Annotated in this window: 16 protein-coding genes; 4 read left to right on the forward strand and 12 right to left on the reverse strand. The window is 48.8% G+C overall.

The genetic code is table 11. The features are described from left to right. Window positions 1-51: 51 nt before the first annotated feature. Entirely contained in the window at window positions 52-1323 is a 1272-nt protein-coding gene (locus tag ABXS70_RS24220) for a DUF2087 domain-containing protein (protein WP_342553863.1), read from the reverse strand. 223 nt (window positions 1324-1546) lie between these two features. Then, window positions 1547-3550, reverse strand: a complete 2004-nt coding sequence (locus tag ABXS70_RS24225; protein WP_366291491.1) for a methyl-accepting chemotaxis protein — start codon at window positions 3548-3550, stop codon at window positions 1547-1549. A gap of 254 nt (window positions 3551-3804) precedes the next feature. Between ABXS70_RS24225 and ABXS70_RS24230 the strand changes: the two genes are divergently transcribed. Further along, entirely contained in the window at window positions 3805-5208 is a 1404-nt protein-coding gene (locus ABXS70_RS24230) for a serine hydrolase (RefSeq protein WP_366291494.1), read from the forward strand. Window positions 5209-6027: 819 nt separating this feature from the next. Here ABXS70_RS24230 and nagZ read toward each other — a convergent pair. The 7 genes from nagZ to ABXS70_RS24265 all read right to left on the reverse strand — a co-directional run bounded on the left by nagZ (window position 6028) and on the right by ABXS70_RS24265 (window position 14213). Then, on the reverse strand, window positions 6028-7752 hold the full coding sequence (nagZ, locus tag ABXS70_RS24235) for a beta-N-acetylhexosaminidase (RefSeq protein ID WP_342553860.1): 1725 nt from the start codon (window positions 7750-7752) through the stop codon (window positions 6028-6030). A gap of 105 nt (window positions 7753-7857) precedes the next feature. Next, complete coding sequence (locus ABXS70_RS24240; RefSeq protein ID WP_342553859.1) at window positions 7858-9027, reverse strand: DUF1343 domain-containing protein; 1170 nt, start codon at window positions 9025-9027, stop codon at window positions 7858-7860. Next, window positions 9024-9740, reverse strand: a complete 717-nt coding sequence (locus ABXS70_RS24245; RefSeq protein WP_342553858.1) for a hypothetical protein — start codon at window positions 9738-9740, stop codon at window positions 9024-9026. The genes ABXS70_RS24240 and ABXS70_RS24245 overlap by 4 nt, the downstream gene beginning before the upstream one ends. Window positions 9741-9771: 31 nt before the next feature. Next, window positions 9772-10881, reverse strand: coding sequence for a sn-glycerol-3-phosphate ABC transporter ATP-binding protein UgpC (ugpC, locus tag ABXS70_RS24250; RefSeq protein ID WP_342553857.1), 1110 nt, complete (start codon window positions 10879-10881; stop codon window positions 9772-9774). Between the two features lie 135 nt (window positions 10882-11016). Further along, entirely contained in the window at window positions 11017-11850 is an 834-nt protein-coding gene (locus tag ABXS70_RS24255) for a carbohydrate ABC transporter permease (protein ID WP_342553856.1), read from the reverse strand. Between the two features lie 46 nt (window positions 11851-11896). After that, window positions 11897-12817 (reverse strand): sugar ABC transporter permease, encoded by a 921-nt coding sequence (locus ABXS70_RS24260; protein ID WP_342553855.1) that lies wholly within the window; start codon window positions 12815-12817, stop codon window positions 11897-11899. A 43-nt stretch (window positions 12818-12860) separates the two neighbouring features. Then, on the reverse strand, window positions 12861-14213 hold the full coding sequence (locus ABXS70_RS24265) for an extracellular solute-binding protein (RefSeq protein ID WP_366291501.1): 1353 nt from the start codon (window positions 14211-14213) through the stop codon (window positions 12861-12863). Between the two features lie 346 nt (window positions 14214-14559). On the opposite strand from ABXS70_RS24265, the gene ABXS70_RS24270 reads away from it, so the two are divergent. Together ABXS70_RS24270 and murQ are read left to right on the forward strand one after the other, a co-directional pair. Further along, on the forward strand, window positions 14560-15531 hold the full coding sequence (locus tag ABXS70_RS24270) for a BadF/BadG/BcrA/BcrD ATPase family protein (protein WP_366291504.1): 972 nt from the start codon (window positions 14560-14562) through the stop codon (window positions 15529-15531). Between the two features lie 23 nt (window positions 15532-15554). Then, window positions 15555-16460, forward strand: a complete 906-nt coding sequence (gene murQ, locus ABXS70_RS24275) for an N-acetylmuramic acid 6-phosphate etherase (RefSeq protein ID WP_342553852.1) — start codon at window positions 15555-15557, stop codon at window positions 16458-16460. A 364-nt stretch (window positions 16461-16824) separates the two neighbouring features. Here murQ and ABXS70_RS24280 read toward each other — a convergent pair whose 3' ends face one another. The 3 genes from ABXS70_RS24280 to ABXS70_RS24290 form a co-directional block, all read right to left on the reverse strand. Beyond that, a complete protein-coding gene (locus ABXS70_RS24280; RefSeq protein ID WP_366296760.1) occupies window positions 16825-17664 on the reverse strand; it encodes a MurR/RpiR family transcriptional regulator in 840 nt (279 codons plus the stop codon). Between the two features lie 112 nt (window positions 17665-17776). After that, window positions 17777-19021, reverse strand: a complete 1245-nt coding sequence (locus ABXS70_RS24285) for an anhydro-N-acetylmuramic acid kinase (RefSeq protein WP_366291508.1) — start codon at window positions 19019-19021, stop codon at window positions 17777-17779. 490 nt (window positions 19022-19511) lie between these two features. Further along, window positions 19512-20276, reverse strand: a complete 765-nt coding sequence (locus ABXS70_RS24290) for a YheC/YheD family protein (protein WP_366291511.1) — start codon at window positions 20274-20276, stop codon at window positions 19512-19514. Between the two features lie 202 nt (window positions 20277-20478). Between ABXS70_RS24290 and ABXS70_RS24295 the strand changes: the two genes are divergently transcribed. Beyond that, complete coding sequence (locus ABXS70_RS24295; RefSeq protein ID WP_366291514.1) at window positions 20479-21288, forward strand: DUF6492 family protein; 810 nt, start codon at window positions 20479-20481, stop codon at window positions 21286-21288. The last annotated feature ends 14 nt before the right edge of the window (window positions 21289-21302 follow it).

Here is a 21302-nt window from a genome sequence, read left to right on the forward strand (position 1 = left end):
GGTTTGGTTTTGATCCCACAGATCAATCAGGATCGGGAGCAGGGTTCTTTTCTATTCGCCAGATGGTTTTGGGTCTCCATGATAACCACGATCTCCATAAGGTTCAAGCTTCTCAAACCAGCGATTCAGACATTTGGCGAGTGCATCTTTCGCATTAAAGAAAGGATTATCCTCTTTTTTCAATATCTCCAACACCTCGATTACAAAGGCACTCTCACCGTATTCATTCCACTCCGCCTGCAAACGGCGGTTCAAATGGCTTCCCATCTGCAGCATAAACTGCTGTCCGTTAATTGTTTTTAAATTCAGCGTACTATCAATATACACTTTGCCATTACGTTCGTTACGTATTTGATAGACCCCCGCTTCGGTTTTGACCTCTTTGGCCTGCTCCTGTAACTCTTTGCGCCGATTCATATTCTTCTCTCCTTTATCTGCGTTTCCGATCAGATCCTGCTGTTTCACTTCCTGCCCTGTTTTCCGCTCCGCCAAAGATTGCCGGACGGATTCTTCTGTCTGCTCCTCCTGCTTGTGGCCGTTACCCTGTTCCGCAGCAGCACTGCCCAACCAGTATCGGCTTCCATCCTCATCCCGTTCTAACAGACCGTAATCGACCAGGTACCTTCGGATTTCCACATAGTCATCATGTACTTTTTCCAAAATGGTGTTCACCTGTTTTTCGGTATAATGACGCTGTGGTTCGAATCGTTTGGCGATCTCCGTGAGCACGATGTACTTATGCTTTTGCTGCATATGGAACGTAGTCATAGGCCCGCTTGTACCTTCCGGGAAATATTTCTGCAGTACGATTTCCCGTTCCTCTTCCGATATATCGAATGATTGATGATGAATCGTATGCCCTTGTTTCATGACCGGCGATACCCATGCTGCCGGAGCATGAAGGTCCTTATTCTTCAACAGCTCCATTAAAGCCAAAAAAATCTTGGCCTGCCTCTCCTTTTCCTTCAATACAAACCGGTGGTTTCGAATGGTGGATGCACTGCCGATGCCGAGCGCCTTTTGTACTTCCGCATCCTTCTTCCCTTCATAGAACTGGGCCAGCAGGCCTCGCTGCACATCGGACAGTCCTGTCACACTTTTGTCCAGCTCCAGCAAATATTCAAATACGGACCCATGCACCTTTTCAATATGGACACGCATGTAACGGACAGCCTCATAAAGAACGCCCTCTTCGGGATAAATTATCCCCCCTTCCGTCGTATACCCGCAGCAGATGCACGTATAGACCGTGCCTTCCTCCACATATCCGCGTTTGATCTCTTCCAGGGAAGCTGTCTGAAGTCTTGAATCCGAAGTTTTCATGATTTAATCTCCTTTTGGTATTCGTCCAATCCGCATGGGATAAACCGCATCTTAAACATTATGTTTATTTATTTATAGATATTTTATTATTTTGTTTGTTTATTGTCAAACCGCTTGACTGTGTTTGTAATTAAACATTATGTAAGATACATAAAATGCATATCTTTGAGCAAAAGAAAAAGACTGCGGGTTCACTAACCCGACAGTCCTCCTATATACACCGTTACAGTTTAAAACGTTCAATTATGTGCTGCAGATCCTCTGCCATCTGCGATAAAGCCGCCGAAGACGCGGCAACTTCTTCCATTGCTGCAAGCTGCTCCTGAGCGGCAGCCGAGCCATCCTCGGTTCCGGCAGCAATCCGGTTGGATAGTACCATCGTATCGTTTACCGCTTTGTTCACATACCCCATGCCTTGATCGATCTGACGGGAAGCTGAAGCAGCTTCTTCGGCTTGTGCCGCTACCATCTGTACCGCATCACGGATCGTCTGGAAGGCTTCTCCTGCCTCCGTGATCATCTGTGAACTTTTTATCATACCTTCACCTGTGCGTGCAAAGGTAGACTCTACCGCATGCGTCTTCTCATACATCTCCCGCATCAGCTCATTAATTCGCTCCGCCGAAGCCCCTGAACTGTTCGCAAGCGATTTGACTTCATTTGCCACCACAGCAAATCCTCGCCCATGCTCCCCTGCTCTGGAAGCCTCGATCGAGGCATTCAATGCCAGAATGTTGGTCTGTTTGGCGATGGCTGTAATCTCCGCCACGATCTCCAGAATCTCTTCATTTTTTGCACGCAGATCGTCGATCACAGTTTCCATTGCCCTGCTCTCTTCATTCACCTGCTGAATATGGGATACGGCCTCCTGCATGGTTACCATTCCCGCTTCCGATTTCGTAGATGCTTCGATCGCAATACGCTCCGCTTCTCCTGCTCTTGAAGAAATCTCTTTAACTCCAACTGACATCTCACCAACAAGCTGCTCAGTCGCAGCCAGACTTTCATTCTGCATGGTCGTTCCTGCGGCTGCATCCTGCATCAGTTCAGCCACCTGCTCGGTGGCTTTCGAGGTCTGCTCGGAGCTTGCCATCAGCTCTTCCGATGAGGCTGCCAGCTGGCTGGATGTATCATGTACCTCGCCAAGCACATTGCGCAGTGAAGTTGTCATTGTATCAAAGCTCTCTCCAAGCTGACCGAACTCATCCTTACGCTGCAGCCCTACACGAACCGTTAGGTCTCCTGCGCTTACTTGCGATGCAGCCTGTGTTAACTGCTGTAATGGCCGATGAATGCTGCGGATAATAAAGATCAGCAGTATGATCCCTACAACTACCGCTACCCCTACAAGCGTAATCGCACGGATCATGATCGGCTGTACAGCCTCCGCTGCTTCGCCAGGAATCATCTCACCCACAATTTTCCAGCCTGTTGCAGGATTGGTGTAGAACACAGCCTCCATTGTCTGACCATCATATGTATACTTCACTGTTCCTCGATCCTTCGTATACATTTCGTTAATGTAACTTTGATCGGACTGTGTACCGGATTCAATCTTATAATGGAATAAAAATTTCCCGCCATTATCCAACATATACAGTTTTCCCGCCTTACCGATATGTATCTGGTCCACTGTTTCCTTCAAATGATTCAGACTTACATTGGCGCCAAAAACACCATTCCCATCTGCCAGTTTGGCTGCTGCCGTTACGACCCACTCTCCTGTGGTTACAGACTGGAAGGTATCCGAGATGATCGGTTCGGATTGTGACATCGCCATTTTATACCATGTGCGTTCACGAGGATCATAGATCTGGTTCCCAGGATCGGGAGATTTCATCCAGCTGCCGTCTTCGGCTCCGGCAGTAAGGATACCCAGCTCTTTATGGTTCTGTGACATCCGATCCAGCTGTGCTTGAAGTGCAGGAGATTTGTTAATGATCTCCTCTGAAGTAATGCCCGCCGCCATCTGCGCAGCGTTATCCTTCTCCATACTAAGCATCTGATCAATCTGCAGACTAAGCATTTCCGTTTTGGCCTGTGCAGAACGAACAATCTCCAGTTTAACCTGATCTGCCGCCTTGAGATACGCCAGCCACCCTACACTGAGACTGGGTACAATCAGGAATAAAAGCAATGCGGCAATCAGCCGTTTTTTTACCGTCAACGTAAACCAGCTCTGCAATTTTGTCTTCACTCTAGATTCTGTTCGAGACTTTTTCTTCATCAGCTACCTATCCCCCATCATCAAGTTCAACTCTTTTTATCGGAAAATGGTTCTCGAATCATTATGTAAACAATCTAAATAATCGCAATTTTAATAATCTGATCTTCTTCCGTGAGGGGGCGCGGTTTTGACCCCCCAGTTGAGATCGTTTACAATGCTCATATGCTGGTTTTACATGAAACACTTGGAAGGAGAGGGTTCAGATCTTACGCAAGGCCCCTACGCAGCAAACTATTTCTACGGTTAACTCATCCATGCTTCGCATCCTTTTGGCACTTATTCTATGTGCTGGCGCGGTTTTCGGGCTGGCTGGCAGTTTCACAGCTTCTGCAGCGCAGCATACGCAAACCGTCCACATTGAAGTCAATGGGGAGCAGCAATTCTGGCAGCATGCTCCGCTTAATTTTAAAGGCACCACGTATGTTCCCTTACGGGATGTTGTTCAATCTGTCAAAGGAAATCTGAAATGGGACGCACGCAGCAAAACAGCCACCATTATTGTTGGCAGGGACACGCTGGTGCATCAAGCCGGCAGTGACACCATCCGAGTAAATCAGGTCTCTCTATCTATTCCTGCAAGTTCACGCACCGTAAATGGTACATTGATGGTTCCGGTACGGGCTGTGGCGAACGCGCTAAAAGCTGATATCAAGGTGGAGCGGACTGCTTCAGGCCAGATGAATGTCGGTATACTTACGGATCAAGTAAGTGTTCTGCGTCCTGAAGCTTCTGTTGTTGATACATATCTGCGCGAGATCAACTATCCCGGTATGGCTCTGATTGCACGAGATGGGAAAGTAGTACTAAAGCAGGGTTATGGCCTTGCCGATAAACAGACACTGAATCGTCCGGATCAGAAGACCCGTATTGCCTCCTTGAGCAAATCATTCACAGCAGCTTCCATTCTGAGCTTGGCAGAAGCAGGCAAGCTGGATGTGCAGGACCCGATCTCCAAGTATATTTCGGGCATTCCAAAGGGGGACGAAATTACACTGCATATGCTGTTGTCCCAGACTTCGGGGCTGCCTTCAGCCTTTGGCCGTGGTGAAGGCGCTGCACTTGAAGAGACGGTGGAAGAAATTCGCCACAAAACGTTGAAGTTTGATCCCGGCAGTGCATATCTTTACAGCAACAGCGGTTATGTTTTACTTGCCTACGTCGTGGAGCAGGTGTCCGGCATGAGCTATGCCGATTATGTGCAGCAGACTATTCTGGAGCCGCTCGGCATGAAAGACTCGGGAGAAGCATCTCGCAAAGTGCATACGAACAGCGGTTTTGTTCAACAGGGTAAAGGATGGGAACCTGCACCTTACTATGTTTCACAATCCGGGTCTGGAACGATCTATTCTACCGTGGATGATCTGCTCAAATGGGATCGTGCGTTATACACGGACCAGATTCTAAGTCAGGAAACGATTGAAACGATGTATAAGCCTTACTCTGATAAAAATTACGGTTATGCCTGGATTCTCAAGGAAAACGGAACAAAACGCACCGTCTTCCATAACGGAAGCGGCGGGGGTTTTGCTACAGCATTCTCACGTAATCTGTCCGACGATGTGACCATTATTCTACTCGGCAACCATGCAGGCATGGATATGACCTCGCTTCTGAATGAGGTAGAGGCTCGTACAGCCAAAGCTTTGAACCTGCAATGATCTCGGGGTGTGAGGATACTCGGTTTGGCGGTCACCCAGAGCATGGTGACTTAAGTTGGTGGACTGAGCGGAGGTTGCGGTGGCGACTTAGGTTGGAGGACTGAGCTGGGGCTGCAGTGGTAACTTGAGTTGGAGGACTGAGCGGAGGTTGCAGTGGCGACTTAGGTTGGAGGTTGGTTTCGATGTAAAGTTTTAAGCGTTCCTCCATCTCCTATTTATTCTAACGATCTCAGATGAGCTTATTTGAGCGATATAACGCTCTCTGGAATTGTAACGATCCCCAGAAACCTTATTTCGCTTAAAACATAAGTTCAACACCTATTCTCACTTAAAATACCCTAAATAAGGTCCCCTGAGATCGTTAAAAAATAAAACTAAGTGATATGACCCAAATAGCGTTTGTGGGAATCGTTAGAAAAGCATTCAGCTGAATTAAGGGAGCCTTACAGGCTTGCGGCTGAAATGAAGCTGCATGACTTTCAAATGTGTTCGTCAGCATCACTCTGGATCGTTGGCATCATCTGTGTTCGTCAGCATCATCCTGAATTGTTGTCACCAATTAAATAGTTATCAATATCAACACTCTCTACACGCGCAGCAATGAGCGTGTAAAAGAACACAAAGGGACAAAGCATAATAAGCTTTGTCCCTTTTGTTCCTTATACCCATTTGCTGATTCTTTCTCAGCCTATGACATATTGTTATCATTCGTACAACCACTGCACTGCATCACACTATGCCGTGCCACACCACTTTATATCATATCGAGCTGAACCATCGTCATCCCCGATGCTGCCGTTTTATAATGTTACTTTATATTCAATCGACCTCAAGGGAAACGGGAAGCTTGCCCTTAAATGTGATCTGTCCCATCATCGCTTTTGCCACACTGTTCATGGCAAGCGGCCGACTTTCATATGCTGCGATATAGGTCTGCACATTGGGAAGCTTCAGAAGGTCATAGGGGCTGCGGAGTGCGGCCACAGCCAGGGGTTTGCCAAGCTGCTGAAGCCAACCGATTAGTCGGCACTGCGGATCACCCGAGGGACTACCTGCATTATACGTGCCGATCACGATCTGTTTAATGTCCTCCGCTTCTGCAGCCTGGAGCAGACGGGCTGAGGAAATAGCAACCTCGTCCGCTGCGACCACCAGATCAACGACATCCAGACCTTGAGCCAACAAAGCGGCTCCAAGTGCTGCGCCGTCCAACTGCTCATCTGCAATACTTGTCACTGCTGCCCCAACGGTGATTACAAGTGTCCGCTCTCTTTTCAAAGGCAGCATATGCTGCGTGTCCCTGACCAATGTAATGCTCTTCTCGCTAATCCGCCGGGCTGTCTTCTGATGCAGCGGACTGTTACGCTGAAACAGAACAGTTGATGGCTCGATAGCGTTCATAGCAGTCGGAATAGCGGGATCTATGCTGCGACCCTCCGCACCAAACCTCCCGCTTATGCTGACAGATTCCCCTTCTGCCGCGCCGCTCTCTACTTCCATCTCCATCAGTCCACGTTTTACTTTATACATCAGCAGACGTTTAACCGATTCGTCGATCCTCCGTTCACTGATGCGCCCACTGCTCACAGCATTCATTAATGCTTCAAAAGCTTCCTTCTGCAGCTGTGCCGTATGACTGATCAGCACTAGATCTGCTCCAGCCTCAACCGCCATGACAGCAGCCTGAACCGTGCCGTAGTGATTCGCGATAGCCTTCATCTCCATGCAATCGGTCACGATCATGCCTTCATATCCAAGTTCTTTCCGCAGCAGCCCGGTCAGCACGGAATGGGATAACGTTACGGGAAGACGCTCTGTCTCCAGTGCCGGAAAATAAATATGAGCAGACATCACGGCATCCACGCCTGCTGCTATAGCTGCACGAAACGGTACAAGTTCAATCTGATTGACCCGCGCTCTGTCATGAGGGATCACGGGAAGATCCAGATGGGAATCTGTATCCGTATCGCCATGGCCAGGGAAATGTTTGGCAGTAGCCGCAATGCCCGCATTCTGAAATCCGGTAATTGCTGCTGTACCGAATTCGGCAGCGGATTCCGGGGATTCTCCGAAGGAACGTACACCGATAACCGGATTGTTTGCGTTGTTGTTTACATCGAGCACGGGTGCAAAGTTCATATTGATGCCCATTGATTTTAGTTCCATTCCACTGATGCGTGCTGCATCATAAGCATCCTGCACCGACCCTGCTGCTGCAGTGGCCATCTGTCCCGGCATCAGCGTAACACCCTGCGTAATCCGGGCCACCATGCCGCCTTCCTGATCAATCGCAATCCACAGCGGCACGTTACCGCCTGCTCGTGCAGTATGCTGCAGTCCATCCGACAGCCGCTCCACCTGCTCAGGTGAAACGACATTTCTTGTGAAATAAATGACGCCGCCAACCGGATAATCCCGAAGCAGCGTCTGTACCTCACCCTCCGGCTCGGTTCCGTGGAACCCGCATAACAGCATCTGTCCAATCTTGTCTCGCAGACTCATCCGCCCAAGTCTCTGCTTCACCCTGTCTTTCAAGCTGCGCATACATTCCCTCCTCCCACAAACATCAAATCTTCACCTCAAGCAGCAGCATGGTTGTACACATTGTTTTTCCCTCTTCCATCCCTGCTCGTACCCTTAATCCATTCATTAATCATACATCAAAAAGGAGCTGCGCCGTTCCTGCCACTCCTGCTCCTGCTCACGCCAAATCTCCATTAAACCGGACAAGCGGTCGCCATCACCAATGACTTTGCGAACCTCCACACTGCCAGTGAGCAAATCAATAAAATATCTGGATCCTTTACGCGGAGGCTCAAGCCACTTAAAATGCTCAGGATATGCAGCAGCTGCTTCGTGCAAAAGCAGCAAACCTGTTTCCACCGAACGAAATTCCTTCTCATTCGTCACAAAAATTCGCACCCCCCCGCACAGCTCACCTGCGTATTTCGAGAAGGATGGCGTCATATATACCGGGTGAAAACGAACTCCGCGCAATCCATGTGCCTGCATCGCTTCTGCCAACTGCTCGCCGTTGATCCATGGAGCACCAATCCATTCAAAGGGCCTCGTCGTACCGCGGCCTTCCGACACATTGGTGCCTTCAAACAGACAGGTTCCCGCATATGCCCGCACAGTATCTACGGTTGGCATATTCGGTGAAGGCATCATCCAGGGCAGTCCGGTTTCTGAAAACGCCATGCTGCGCTGCCATCCTACCATAGCAATCACTTCTAATGAACAGGATACGGGAGACTCGGCATTGACGAGCAGGGCCAGCTCACCAATGGTCATACCCGTGCGGATGGGGGTAGTCCAGGCACCTACGAAAGATTTAAATCCCTCATGCAGCAAACCACCCTCTACCTCCTTACCGCCAAGCGGATTGGGCCGATCCAGCACCAGCAGACGTTTCCCCGCTTCGCCGCACGCCTCTATCATCTGAAATAACGTTGAAGCATACGTATAATACCGCACACCCACATCCTGAATATCAAAAACGATCGTATCCACCTCGGCCAGCATGAAAGGCAGCGGCTTTTTATGTGCACCGTACAGGCTGTATACCGGTATGCCGTACTTGGGATGTACTGAATCCGCAAAAGCTGCACCTGCCTGCAGTTCTCCAGTCAGCCCATGCTCACATGCGAACAGTGCTGTAAGCCGTGTATCCGCAAGACCAGCACATACATCCACCGTAGACACGAAATCTGATGTGATCCCTGTCGGATTCGTCACCAAGCCAATGCGTGCACCACCGGATAACCAGGGATGAGCGCCTCCCCCAGCCAGCACATCCGCTCCCGTTTTCACTTTCATGACACATGACCCTCGCTCAGCCAGCCCGTCTGCTGGTGATCGTTCCCGCTGGACGACGAAACAGCTTCCTCCTCAGGTTCGATCAGATTGAGTGTGACCTTATGCTGATAGATGGCAAACATGCCTGCAAATAGAGCACCGAAACCCACGACCGTCAGCATCAGCAGTGCCATAAAACACAACGCCTGGAAACAGGCAGCGATTGTATACCCCGGATAACGGAAGAACAGCTTCACACTTTCACCCATCGCCTGAAGGATACCCATCCCCTTTTGCAGGATAAGCTGCCAGGTGTAGAACTGCGAGATCACCGCCAAGATGACAAAGAACGTTTGGAACATGCCTACCGCCATGCCCGTCATGCTGCCTTGTCCGCCGTAATACCACCAGGTCGACCAGAGGATGAAACCGAGCAGCGCAAACAGCAGCCCCGTGACACCACCCGGAAGCAGTCCCTTTAACGCACCTTCCCACAGATCACGCAGCCCATTCCGGCGCTCTTTCCGCTCCAGCCGGTGATGTACTGCATAACAAACACCGAACAAAAGCGGCATATAGATGACGGCAAGCAGCAGTACGGCCACCGGTATCGGTGCAAACATGAGAATCGGAATGAGCAGCACGGAGCTGCCTGCACTGAACAGCGCCACCGGAATAATATCCCGGTAGATCTCCACCCCTGACTTGACCAGCACTTCACTCAGTTTACGCATCGGTGTTGTTCTCCCTTCTGTCATTCAGCATCTATTCTCGTCCAATCGCCATCTCCGTCTCCGGGTCAAAAAAATGCGCTTTGCGCATATCCAGCACAAAGGTCTTATCCATACCGACATATGCATGGGTCTCAGGATGAACCTTGGCTGTTACGGTTCGGCTTCCCAGATGGAAGTAAATCAGGTTCTCCGACCCGAGGTGTTCCACCACCTGAACACGCGCCTGAAGCATGTGATCTTTCGGAATATTAAAGGCTGCATCGTCGCCAAAAATATGTTCCGGACGCAGTCCGAGAATGACTCGTTTACCCTGATATGCACTTAACCGGCGCAGCGCATCATCAGGCAGCGTAAAGGAGGCACCTTCCACCTTAACTTCTGTGCCTTCAATATGAGCATCAATAAAGTTCATGGCAGGCGAGCCAATAAATCCGGCTACAAACATATTGCGCGGGCTGGCATACAGCTCCTTCGGTGATGCAACCTGCTGGATATCCCCATGATTCATAACAACGATCCGTTCCCCAAGCGTCATGGCCTCCACCTGATCATGCGTAACATAAACGATCGTTGCACCCAACCTTTTATGCAGCTCACCCAGCTCTACACGCATCTGTACACGCAGCTTCGCATCCAGGTTCGAGAGCGGCTCATCGAACAGAAACACCTGCGGATCACGGACAATCGCCCGTCCTACGGCGACACGCTGGCGCTGTCCTCCGGACAATTCACGCGGCTTACGCTCCAGCATGGCCTCAAGACCCAGAATGGAGGCAGCGTTCTGTACCTGCTCATCGATATAGCTCTTCGGTTTCTTCAGATTCTTCAGGCCGAAGGACAGATTTTCCCGAATGGTCATATGCGGATATAAGGCATAATCCTGAAAGACCATAGCGATATCGCGATCCTTGGGATGCAGATCATTCACGATCCGATCCCCGATAACGATATCTCCGCTGGTTTGTTTCTCAAGCCCTGCGATCATGCGCAGTGAGGTTGTTTTACCGCAGCCCGAAGGACCGACAAACACGACAAATTCCTTATCCTCTATAACAAAGTCCGAACCGGCGACTGCCGTGAACGTTCCTTTATGGTCGTCTTTGAACTCTTTGCGCACTTGGCGAAACTCCACGCGTGCCATAGGTTGATCCCCCTTTACATTGTCACTTTCCCAGAAAGGCATGCACTATATAAGTTGAACTAAAGATTTTACACAATCCACTCCGATGACATAACAACCTACCAATCACCGTGATTCCCGTTACCCCTTCTGCCTTTACCCCTTCACCGCACCAATCGTAATACCTTGAAGGAAGTAACGCTGCAGCGAGAAGAACAATATGATCATCGGTAATGCACCAATGGTAGCCCCTGCCATCATGGCACCGAAGTCGGTGGATTCAGCAAAAACAAAGGATGCCAGTCCAACCTGAACCGTACGCATTTCATTGGAATTGGTAATCAGGAAAGGCCAGAAAAACTCATTCCACGAGGCGACAAAAGTGAAAATCGCCAGCACCGCGATTCCCGGTTTTGCCATCGGCAGAATCACCTTCCAGAAGATGCCGAACTCACTGCAGGCATCAATTCGGGCAGCATGAATGAGTGAGGTCGGCAGCGTGGACATGAATTGTTTCATCAGAAAAATATTGCCCACACTCACCGCCGCTGGCAGAATAATCGCCGTATACGTATCTCCGAGATCAAAAACGTTGACCATCAAAATGTAAAGCGGGATCAATGTCACTTGTGCCGGAATCATCATCGTTCCAAGCAGCACCCAGAATACAGCCTGGCTGCCGGGGAATTTTAATTTAGCAAATGCATATCCCGCCAGAGAGGCGAAGAACACATTGGTTACCGTCAAAATAACGGAGATCAGCAGCGAATTGTAGAGCCAGCGCCATGCATCCGTTTTGGCAAAAAATCGCTCATACGGCGACATCGACAGCTGCTCTGGAATCATCTGTGGTTTGAACGAAGCCGACATTGTTGTATCCTGAACGGACCCCACCAGCATCCAGTACATCGGAATAATGGTGATCAGCGCCCAACCTGCCAATAGAACGGATGCGGTCACGAGCAGCATCTTTTTTCGTGTTGATTTCATACGTTGCATTCACCCCCGGATGCCTAATGAAAGCCTTGGTTAATACCTAATACTCGATATCGCTGGAGAAATATTTGAATTGAATAACGGAGATGACGATAATAATGACCGCGAGTACAAAGGACTGCGCCGAAGCAAGTCCAAACTCGTAGAACTTGAAGGCCGTCTCATAGATCAGGTAAGCAATCGTTGTGGTTGCAAAGTTTGGTCCGCCCTGTGTCATCAGATATACGGAGATAAACACCTGAAAGGACGTTATGACTCCAGTCACAAGCAGATAGAGCGTGGTTGGCTTTAGGAGGGGCCACGTAATCCTGCTAAACTGTGTCCATCCGCTTGCGTGGTCGATATCTGCAGCCTCATACAATGACTTCGGGATCCCCCCCATAGCCGCGAGATACAGAATAATGCCCGCACCGTGCGACCCGAGCCAGTTCATCAGAATCAGTGAAAAAAGGGCCGTGCCCGACTGGCCAAGCCAGATGACGGGGTCAAGACCGAAGAAACCGAGGAAGCGATTAAGCAGGCCTGAATCCGTCGGATCAAAGATCGCCAGCCATACGATCGAGATCGTCACTCCCGATGCTACCGCAGGCAGATAAAGTGTGGCCTTGAAGAACGTCTGCCATTTGCTTTTCATCTGAAAGATGAAATACGAGAGCACAAACGTAATCAGGATGTTAACCGGCACTGTTCCCACCGTGAAAATGACCGTATTTTTGATCGACTTCCAGAAGGTTTCGTCCTTCACCAGGCGTTCGTAATTATCCAGCCCCACCCACGTGGAGTTCATAATGTTGTATTTTTGGAAACTCATCACAAGAGCCGTCAATACGGGATACAGTGTGAAAATGAGAAACAGCAGGACAGGCGCCAAAATAAACAAATACGCCCACCCGTAATCTCGCCAGAACCGGACAACCCGGGAATGCCGGGGCGCAGGCTCCGGCGCAAGGGCGGTCTGCATGGCGAATCCTCCTCTCCGAATCAATGTGTCACTGCGTAGTTGGTTATTGTCCGAACATCTGCTGACCTTTGCCTTTAAAATCTTCCGCAATCTGCTCCGGTGTCTTCTCACCCGAGAACAGAGCCTGAATGTTAGGTTTCACGACCTGTTCCTTGAACTGTTTCTGCTGTGAAGCCTTGTCGATATCCAGCTTGAGCACGACTGGCATTGCGATGTGCTTCGCCATCTCTTTGGCTGCATCCAGATTGACCTGCTGTCCCAGTTCCTTGCCTTTGAACAGATCGGCTTGAGATTGTCTTACAAAAGGAAGCGCCAGCTCATTAGCCGAGTTACCCGCTTTGGCACCACTCAGTGCCTCCATCACGAGGAAGGTATTTTTGGCATGCTGCTCACCTTTGTCCTTCTTCTGTTTGAAAGCCACATAACCCTCGCCACCCATAGTCGTGGCCGCAGGTTGATTGTCATTGTGCGGTACAGGCAGCAGTACAAAATCAATTTTCTCCCCCTGCACCTTACCGTCGTCAATATCTTTGTTGCGGTTCTGGATCATGACATCATAATAAGGAATCGCCTTCGAGATCATTGCCGTTTCACCTGCATAGAACATGTCTGTACGCTTGGCCGGAGCAAGTGCAGCCGTTTCCTTCGGCATATATCCCTGATCCATCAGATTTTTGATAAAAGAGAGCGTGTCCAGAATGCGCCCATCGTTCCACTGGAACTTTCCGGTTTCGTCCAGCACATCAATCATGCCATTGTTACGGGACAGCATTTCGATAAAATCAAGCGAAGTACCGTCTGTCACCAAGGCATATTGTTTACTCCCGTTATCCAGCGCTTTCGTCAACTTGGCAGCGGCTTCGTTAAACTCGGACCAGGTCCAGCCATTCTTCTGGATGGTCTTCCAATCAATGCCCGCTTCATCGAGAATACGTTTGTTACCGCCCCATGCCCACTGGAATTGATAGAGAGGCAGTCCGTATTGTTTCCCTTGAATCTGCCCCAGTTCCAATGTGCCAGGCAGATAGTCATCTTTGATCTCAGGAGTCAGATAACTGTCCAGTTCCAGTGCCAGTCCGGTATTCACATACGTACCGTCCACACTATGGAAGTACAGATCCGGCGGATTACCTGCGTTCAAAGCCACATCGAACTTTTTGGGGCCCTCGGCCCAGGAGAGCATTTCCGTTTTCACGGTAATATTCGGGTGTTCCTTATTGAAATCGGCAATCAAGTCCTTCAGTTCATCCTCATACGTGCCATGCACCGGATATGTCCACACCGTTACTGTGTCATTCGCATTGGGATCATTCGATGCCGCTCCGCCGCTATTGCCGCAGGCTGTGATCCAGACCATCATTAAAACCACTGCCAAAACTAGACCCTTCCTCTTCATACCCTTCATCTCCTTTGCGTGTCGTCTTCTCTCATTCCATGACCCCTGCCTTAAAAGTGGAACTAAAGGTTATACAAAGTCCAATCTGATGACACGAATCCGAAATCCGCCCCCTTTAAAGATCGACCTGCTTGGCAAGGCCTAATCTTATTGAATGCAACGTTGACGTTAGCTTAAATAACATCAATCGTATCGAATCCTTCCAAAATTGTTGATTGAATTCATTATATGAGGTGTAAAATAAAAATTCAACAATAATTTTTGTTATAAAATTTAATTTTACTTTTTCATTTTCAGCCTCTATACTATGAAAAAAAGAAAATAAGTCCTAACGAGGTGAGCACGCTTGCGAGTATACGCAGGAATTGATGGAGGCGGTACCAAAACTGATGCAGCAATCATTTCTGAATTCGGGGACATTCTCGGAACAGCCCACGGCGGTGCAACGAACCCACATAGCGTGCCGCCTCAAGAAGCTGTAACGGAGTTAAAACGCATCTTGGATCTTCTATTTTCATCCAACATGAATTTTTTGTCGTATTGTGAAGGTATATGTCTTGGTATGTCAGGTATTGCCGATGATCAAGAGCGGCAGTGGATTGCTTCTCACGTTCACGACTATATGAGAAATAAGAAATATAAGTTGGACTCCAGCAGTAATGCTTGTGCGGTCTGGGTTGTCACGGAGGGTGAGATCGCGCTGATGGCTTCAATCGGGCAGCCGCACGGACTACTTGCCATTTCAGGAACCGGCTCCATCATATATGGCATCACGCCGGAAGGTGAAGTGTACAGAGCAGGCGGGTGGGGACATCTGCTCGGAGACGAGGGGAGCGGCTATCGGATCGGTCAGCGAACACTGCAGGCAATCATGCAGAGTTATGATGGCGTACTGCCTCCGACGATGCTGACCTCGCTCGTGCAGCAGGAGCTTCATGTAAAGCATGCACCTGACTTGAAACAGCTTGTCTATAAGCCTGACTGGACCAAATCCAGCACCGCTGCAATTGCTCGCCTGACTATAGAAGCCGCTTCCGCAGGGGATGAAGCGGCCCGTGTACTTCTTATGGATGAAGCTCGGCTGCTGGCAGATGCAGCCAAAGCACTCATTCGGCGGCATGTTTCATTTACCAATGCACCTATGGCACTCTCGGGGTCCATCTTCCGCTTCTCTTCCCTGTTTCGGGATACGTATGTGCGCCACCTTACCGAAATATACAACCCACAGCGGATCATTTTCCAGGAAAACACTCCTGCTCCGGCAGTGGGTGCGGCACAGCTGGCAGCACAAAAATGCCGTCTGGCGGAATCATGCTAAACAAGAAAAAGGAGGGCTCACGGATGAATCATACGCTTAACTCGTTAGTAACGGAACAGCCTAACCCCCAGACAGACCATATCGATCAGCTGCCTTCAGCAGAGATCATGGAACTCATTAACCGCGAGGACCGGCGGATTGGCGAACTTATTCAGCCGCTGATTCCAGTCATTGCCCAAGCGGCCGATCTCATTGTAGCCCGTTTTCAATCCGGTGGAAGATTGTTTTATGTAGGTGCAGGCACAAGCGGTCGTCTGGGCATTCTCGATGCTTCGGAGTGCCCGCCTACCTATGGCACCCCGCCTTCTATGGTGCAGGGTATTATCGCGGGAGGATTTCGGGCAGTCAAAGATCCGGTAGAAGGAGCGGAAGACAGTGAGCAGGCCGGAGGAACCGATCTGGAGAATCATGGACTGAATGCTAACGACGTTGTGGTCGGCATTGCAGCCAGCGGGCGTACCCCATATGTCATTGGAGCCATGAAGTATGCTCGTCAGATTGGGGCTGTAGTGATTGGGCTGAGCAACAATTCAGATACGCCTATGAGCTCACTGTCGAATGTGAGCATTGAAGCGGTCATGGGACCGGAAGTGGTGATGGGGTCTACCCGCATGAAAGCGGGCACCGCACAAAAAATGATTCTGAACATGCTGACAACCACGGCAATGATTCGCCTAGGCAAAGTCTACCGTAATTTCATGGTAGACTTGAATCCATCCAATGAAAAGCTTGTGCACCGCGCAAAACGCATGATCCAACTGGCAACCGGAGCGAAGGAAAACGAGATTGAACAAGCCTTCACCGAAGCCGATGGCCATGTCAAAACAGCCATCGTCATGCTGATGGCTGATGTCGATGCAGCAGAAGCAGCGCGACGCCTGGAGCAGGCAGACGGTTTTGTCCGCCATGCAATCACCGGCTCAGGCTGATAAATCGCCAGCACGTATGTATATGTAGGTTATGTATGCATGTGGGTGTGGGTTAAGAATTGCACATAATAAGCCTGTAAGACAATCCTGCTGGCAGACAGCGGTAAGCATGGATAACGAATGCGACTGTCCAGCAGGATGAATAGATAAAAATGGCTTGGACGGACGTAACGATTATCGAGCGCCGACAAGCTGCATTCAGTATAGAATGAGAGGGGCCACGCCAGAAGGCAGGGCTTCTCTTTGTTTTATTTTCCTATATTAATTCTGTGATTCTCATCAAAAAAATCCCTATGCTTGTAACCGCAAGGGATTCTCATCATTTTAAGTTTATGCATAGCACAAGTAACAAGTAACCCGGCACTCATTTATGCTCCAGAATAGCCTGTCTGCTCTTCTCCAGATACTGCACCGAATGTTTATAATCCCGGCTCGCAATCGCCAGATACAGAATATCAATAACATTGAGCTGCGCAATTCGTGAAGAGGTGGCTCCGCTGCGAATATCACTCTCGGTGGACGTAATCATCAAAGGAACATCCGCGAGACTGCTGAGCGTATTGCTGCCCCACTTGGTAATACTGATGGTCGCTGCGCCGCCTTCACGAGCATGCTTCAGGCAGGAAATCACATTGGAGGTCTCACCCGAATACGAGATGCAGACGACTGCATCATCCTCCCGAAGAGTCGTTGCAGAAGAGATCTGCATATGAGGATCGGCGAATGAAAAGCTGGTACGGTTAATCCGCATGAACTTGTAGTGTGCATCGAGTGCAATCAGATTAGACGCCCCCACGCCGTAAAAAAAGATCCGTTTGGCCTCATGCAGCAGGTTAACTGCCTGTTCCACAAGCCTCGGGTCCAAAATATGAACCGTGTCCTTAATCGATTGTATATTGTTAGTGGACACATGCTGGATAATACTCTCTACCGAGTCCTGAGGGCGAATCTCCGTATATTGATACGGGTCATTCGTCTGTAAATCTCCGGCAATCTTAAGCTTCAGCTCCTGAAACCCTGCTACGCCAAGTGATTTGCACAGACGAATGATAGCCGCCGGACTGCCCCCGCTTCGCTCGGACAGCTGGGCAACGGACGACTGCACCGTTTCTTGGGGATGTTCAAGAATGTAAGCTCCGATCTTTCGTTCCGACGGAGTCAGATCATCCAGTAATGCGCGTAAACGTACAAGTCCACCTTTCATGCCTTCCATCCGCTCCTCCTTTCCGTACTGTTATCTTGTACAAGCATTTTATCACTATATTTCCTGCCGCGTCTAATCTGAAATACGGCTTAAATGGGCAATTCAATAGCCACTACAGGGTCAGATGGCCCGAGATCACCGCGTGTTTCGCCCCGGTTACCCCAGAAAGTGTATTCGTTCTTCCCATCAATGCCTCATGTCCAAGCAGGGCAAATCCCATCGCTTCTCTCGCATCATCCGGAACACCGTAGTCTGCTGTACGCTCCAGGCGAATGGATTCAGGCAGTCTCTGCCGGATCATCCTCATTAGTGTGTCATTAGACGTACCGCCACCGCAGGTAAGCATTGCCGAAATTGACGTTCGGGGCAGTATAAAATCCTCCACAGCACGCACAATCGTCTCGGCTGTGAGCCAGGTTGCGGAAGCCAGCATATCTTCCAGCGGAAGAGAACGAGCTGCCGCAAATTCCATAAGCCGCTTGGCATAATCCGCACCATAGACTTCACGTCCGGTGCTCTTGGGAGGCTGCCGCCGGAAATATTCATCATTCAGACCGTATTCCACCAGCTCCGGGTGCACGGTTCCCTTGGCAGCCATGCTTCCCTCTGGATCATAGTGCTGTCTTCCTTCAGTGGCATGCCGAACCAGCGCATCGATCACCATGTTCCCCGGTCCTGTGTCAAAAGCCGACACCCCGGCCTCCGATGATCCTGCCGGGAGCACGGTTACATTGCCAATACCGCCGATATTCTGCACCAGACGTCCTTCTGTATCACTGCGGAACATCAATGCATCTGCGTAAGGAGTCAGCGGGGCGCCTTCCCCACCTGCTGCCATATCCCGTGCACGCAGATTACCAATTACCGGAAGACCGGTGCGTTCTCTCACCACAGCACTTTCGCCAATCTGCAGGGTAGAGCTTACATTCCAATTTCCGCTACCAGACGGGCTTGGAAAAGCAGAAGGTACAGGAGCATGCCAGATCGTCTGTCCGTGCATGCTGATCACATCCACCTGCTGAGGGGATATACCAGCCGAATCCAGCAGCTGCCTTACACTGTGTGCGTACCATTCCGATACACCGAAATGGGCTGTTGTCAGCTCATCTACACGTGCTGTTTCAGGGGAGCACAGACGAATCAGCACCTCTTTAAGCTCATTCGTATATGGAGTACAGATAAAATCAATCAGTTCCATCCGCTGCAACGCTCCGTGCGCATCTGTCTGTATATGTACCAGCGCAGCATCCGTTCCATCCAGCGATGTGCCGGACATTAATCCGACCACCAGATGCTCCCGTTTCGAACGGTACCTCTCCCACATCGGAAAACTGCCGATATCCCTACGTGTATCCATACGGTTACTCCCCCCTAGAACGGATGCTTTTCCAGCCCATCCTGTCCATATTTCAATCAGTATATGATATAAAATTTCACAAGTCAATTATATTATGAAACTTAATTACAAAACCATATACATCCCCTACCTCGAAATGCGTCAGATTTAATCCACTACATCCCGAAGCCTTACAAATAATCCAGCAAATTGAAAATGAGCATAAGTCCTGTAATGCACAAGACCTAGGACAGCACAGATCCGAAATGCTCAGCCTTCTTTAATCACGTAGAGAGTATCCATCGTTGGAATCAGGACTTCTGTACGTTGATACCTATCAATCCATGTGGAGAATAATGCTGATATATAACTACATAACATAACGTCGAATAAAAACAAATAGTTAATTCACTGTTAAATTATTAAAATAAAACGTAAAAAAAGTCGCCACATTGGCGACTTTTGGTCTGGTAATATTCCCCAGCCAATTTCTCATGAAAAATCCGTTCTGTTATTTCGTTTGTTTTTTCGCAGCATGACGGTGATATCGTATTACTTTGCGATACATCGTCTTGTCCTTTAATTGATTGAATATGAAGGGGTCAGGTTTGACATTCACCTCAATAATCCAGGGTTTTAAACTGTGGTCCAGTCCGATATCTACACCAATTTGATTAAGATACGGGTACTTTTTCTTCATATGACGAGCTATGCGCAGGCTAAGTTCGTTCATCTCCTGAACCAGTTCATTCCTGCGTTTTGTGGATGCATGAGAGTTTAGCAGTTTGTGAATATCCATCGGTGTACCACCACTATGATAATTGGTTACGATTTTCTTTGGATGACCCAGTCGGCCGATGACTCCGGTAGCTTCCCACTGCTTGTTCGGGCTCAGCTGTATCATGACTCGGATGTCAAAACGTCTCTTGTTGTGCTTAAGAAGATGGATCCCTCTCTGAATCAGATAGCTTCTTTTATGCACCAAACGTGTCAGACTGGTATAGAACGATTCAAAGCTGTTAAAAGTCAGACGTTTTTGATCATGCTGATAGACAAAATGTTGATGATCTTCCATCTCGGCCTTAATGACACCCATCCCGAAAGTACCTCTCTCGGGTTTGACATAGACCATTCCATATTTGCTTATCATGGATTTCAGATTCGCTTTGTTATATTTCTGTGTGTCTGGGATAAACGGTTTAATAGATTCATTATTAATGATCAATTTTGTTTTTAACCACTTGCTTCTTAATGGCTGCAATTTATCAAATCCCATGTCGTACATTCTCCCTTCAGCAACCGTATCAAAGCCTGCTGTTTGATCAAGATCCTGCATGCATTATATGTAATACCGATATAGGAACCCTCTACAAAAGCCCCTATTCGTAAAAAATGTATATTAGCACATGCCCTGACCAAAACACTTTTGCACACATACCATGAAGAAGTCATAACGATTTGTGCAAGGAGTTGAGAAGATGTCCATTCAGCGTGGAATGCAGTTGAATACTGCGACAAAGATTGATGTTCTTATACCAGCGATCGAGAAAGATCTGGCTACCCTCCCCCACGTCATTGATAACATTCGCCGTTATGTAACACATCCCATCGGAAGCATATATATTGTTTCTCCGGTCAGCACCAAAATCAGAAAACTTTGCTCCCGTAAAAACTGCATTTTTGTTAATGAGCGATCCGTCCTGCCTCTAACCAAAAACGAGATACACTACCAGTCCTCCCGTTGGAATCGCTCAGGCTGGTTATATCAGCAACTGCTCAAAATGAACGGAGATTCCATTGTGAAGGCAAAGTACTTTCTAGTCATGGATGCGGATACTGTACTGATTAAACCTCATTCATTTATTGTAGAAGGCAAAACGGTATTTTACTGCCGTGATTGGAGCCAGCCAGAATATTTCAATACCTACCGTAAGTTGTTAGGCATGAAAGCTCCGCGTCCCCGTTCTTTTGTCACCCATTATATGCTGTTCGAAAAATCGAAACTCTCTGCCCTAAAACAGAAAATTGAAGCGGTTCATAAGATGCCATGGTACAAAGCGATCATCTCCAGTATCAATAAGAAGAAACAGTTTGGTTTCTCCGAGTATGAAACGTATGCCAATTTTATGTATACGAAGAACCCGGGCAGCTTGGTCCTTAGAAGTTCGATGAATAAAAGTCTGAATATGAATGCTTCTTCGCTAAAAGAGCAACAAATCCGTAATCTGGCTCTTAAATATCGTTCTCTTTCCTTTCATAAACGTAAAATCTATAGTAAAGCTCCCTGAGCTTAAGGAGGAAG

This window comes from Paenibacillus sp. AN1007 (assembly GCF_040702995.1).
Taxonomy (GTDB): Bacteria; Bacillota; Bacilli; order Paenibacillales; family Paenibacillaceae; genus Paenibacillus.

Excerpts from the sequence above, each read along its gene's own strand:
- ugpC (WP_342553857.1), bottom strand. The coding sequence starts at position 10,881 with ATGGCACGCGTGGAGTTTCGCCAAGTGCGCAAAGAGTTCAAAGACGAC.
- ABXS70_RS24240 (WP_342553859.1), bottom strand. The coding sequence starts at position 9,027 with ATGAAAGTGAAAACGGGAGCGGATGTGCTGGCTGGGGGAGGCGCTCAT.
- ABXS70_RS24285 (WP_366291508.1), bottom strand. The coding sequence starts at position 19,021 with ATGGATACACGTAGGGATATCGGCAGTTTTCCGATGTGGGAGAGGTAC.
- ABXS70_RS24290 (WP_366291511.1), bottom strand. The coding sequence starts at position 20,276 with ATGGGATTTGATAAATTGCAGCCATTAAGAAGCAAGTGGTTAAAAACA.
- ABXS70_RS24280 (WP_366296760.1), bottom strand. The coding sequence starts at position 17,664 with ATGAAAGGTGGACTTGTACGTTTACGCGCATTACTGGATGATCTGACT.
- ABXS70_RS24230 (WP_366291494.1), top strand. The coding sequence starts at position 3,805 with ATGCTTCGCATCCTTTTGGCACTTATTCTATGTGCTGGCGCGGTTTTC.
- murQ (WP_342553852.1), top strand. The coding sequence starts at position 15,555 with ATGAATCATACGCTTAACTCGTTAGTAACGGAACAGCCTAACCCCCAG.
- ABXS70_RS24295 (WP_366291514.1), top strand. The coding sequence starts at position 20,479 with ATGTCCATTCAGCGTGGAATGCAGTTGAATACTGCGACAAAGATTGAT.
- ABXS70_RS24265 (WP_366291501.1), bottom strand. The coding sequence starts at position 14,213 with ATGAAGAGGAAGGGTCTAGTTTTGGCAGTGGTTTTAATGATGGTCTGG.
- ABXS70_RS24220 (WP_342553863.1), bottom strand. The coding sequence starts at position 1,323 with ATGAAAACTTCGGATTCAAGACTTCAGACAGCTTCCCTGGAAGAGATC.
- ABXS70_RS24260 (WP_342553855.1), bottom strand. The coding sequence starts at position 12,817 with ATGCAGACCGCCCTTGCGCCGGAGCCTGCGCCCCGGCATTCCCGGGTT.
- ABXS70_RS24255 (WP_342553856.1), bottom strand. The coding sequence starts at position 11,850 with ATGAAATCAACACGAAAAAAGATGCTGCTCGTGACCGCATCCGTTCTA.
- nagZ (WP_342553860.1), bottom strand. The coding sequence starts at position 7,752 with ATGCGCAGCTTGAAAGACAGGGTGAAGCAGAGACTTGGGCGGATGAGT.
- ABXS70_RS24225 (WP_366291491.1), bottom strand. The coding sequence starts at position 3,550 with ATGAAGAAAAAGTCTCGAACAGAATCTAGAGTGAAGACAAAATTGCAG.
- ABXS70_RS24245 (WP_342553858.1), bottom strand. The coding sequence starts at position 9,740 with ATGCGTAAACTGAGTGAAGTGCTGGTCAAGTCAGGGGTGGAGATCTAC.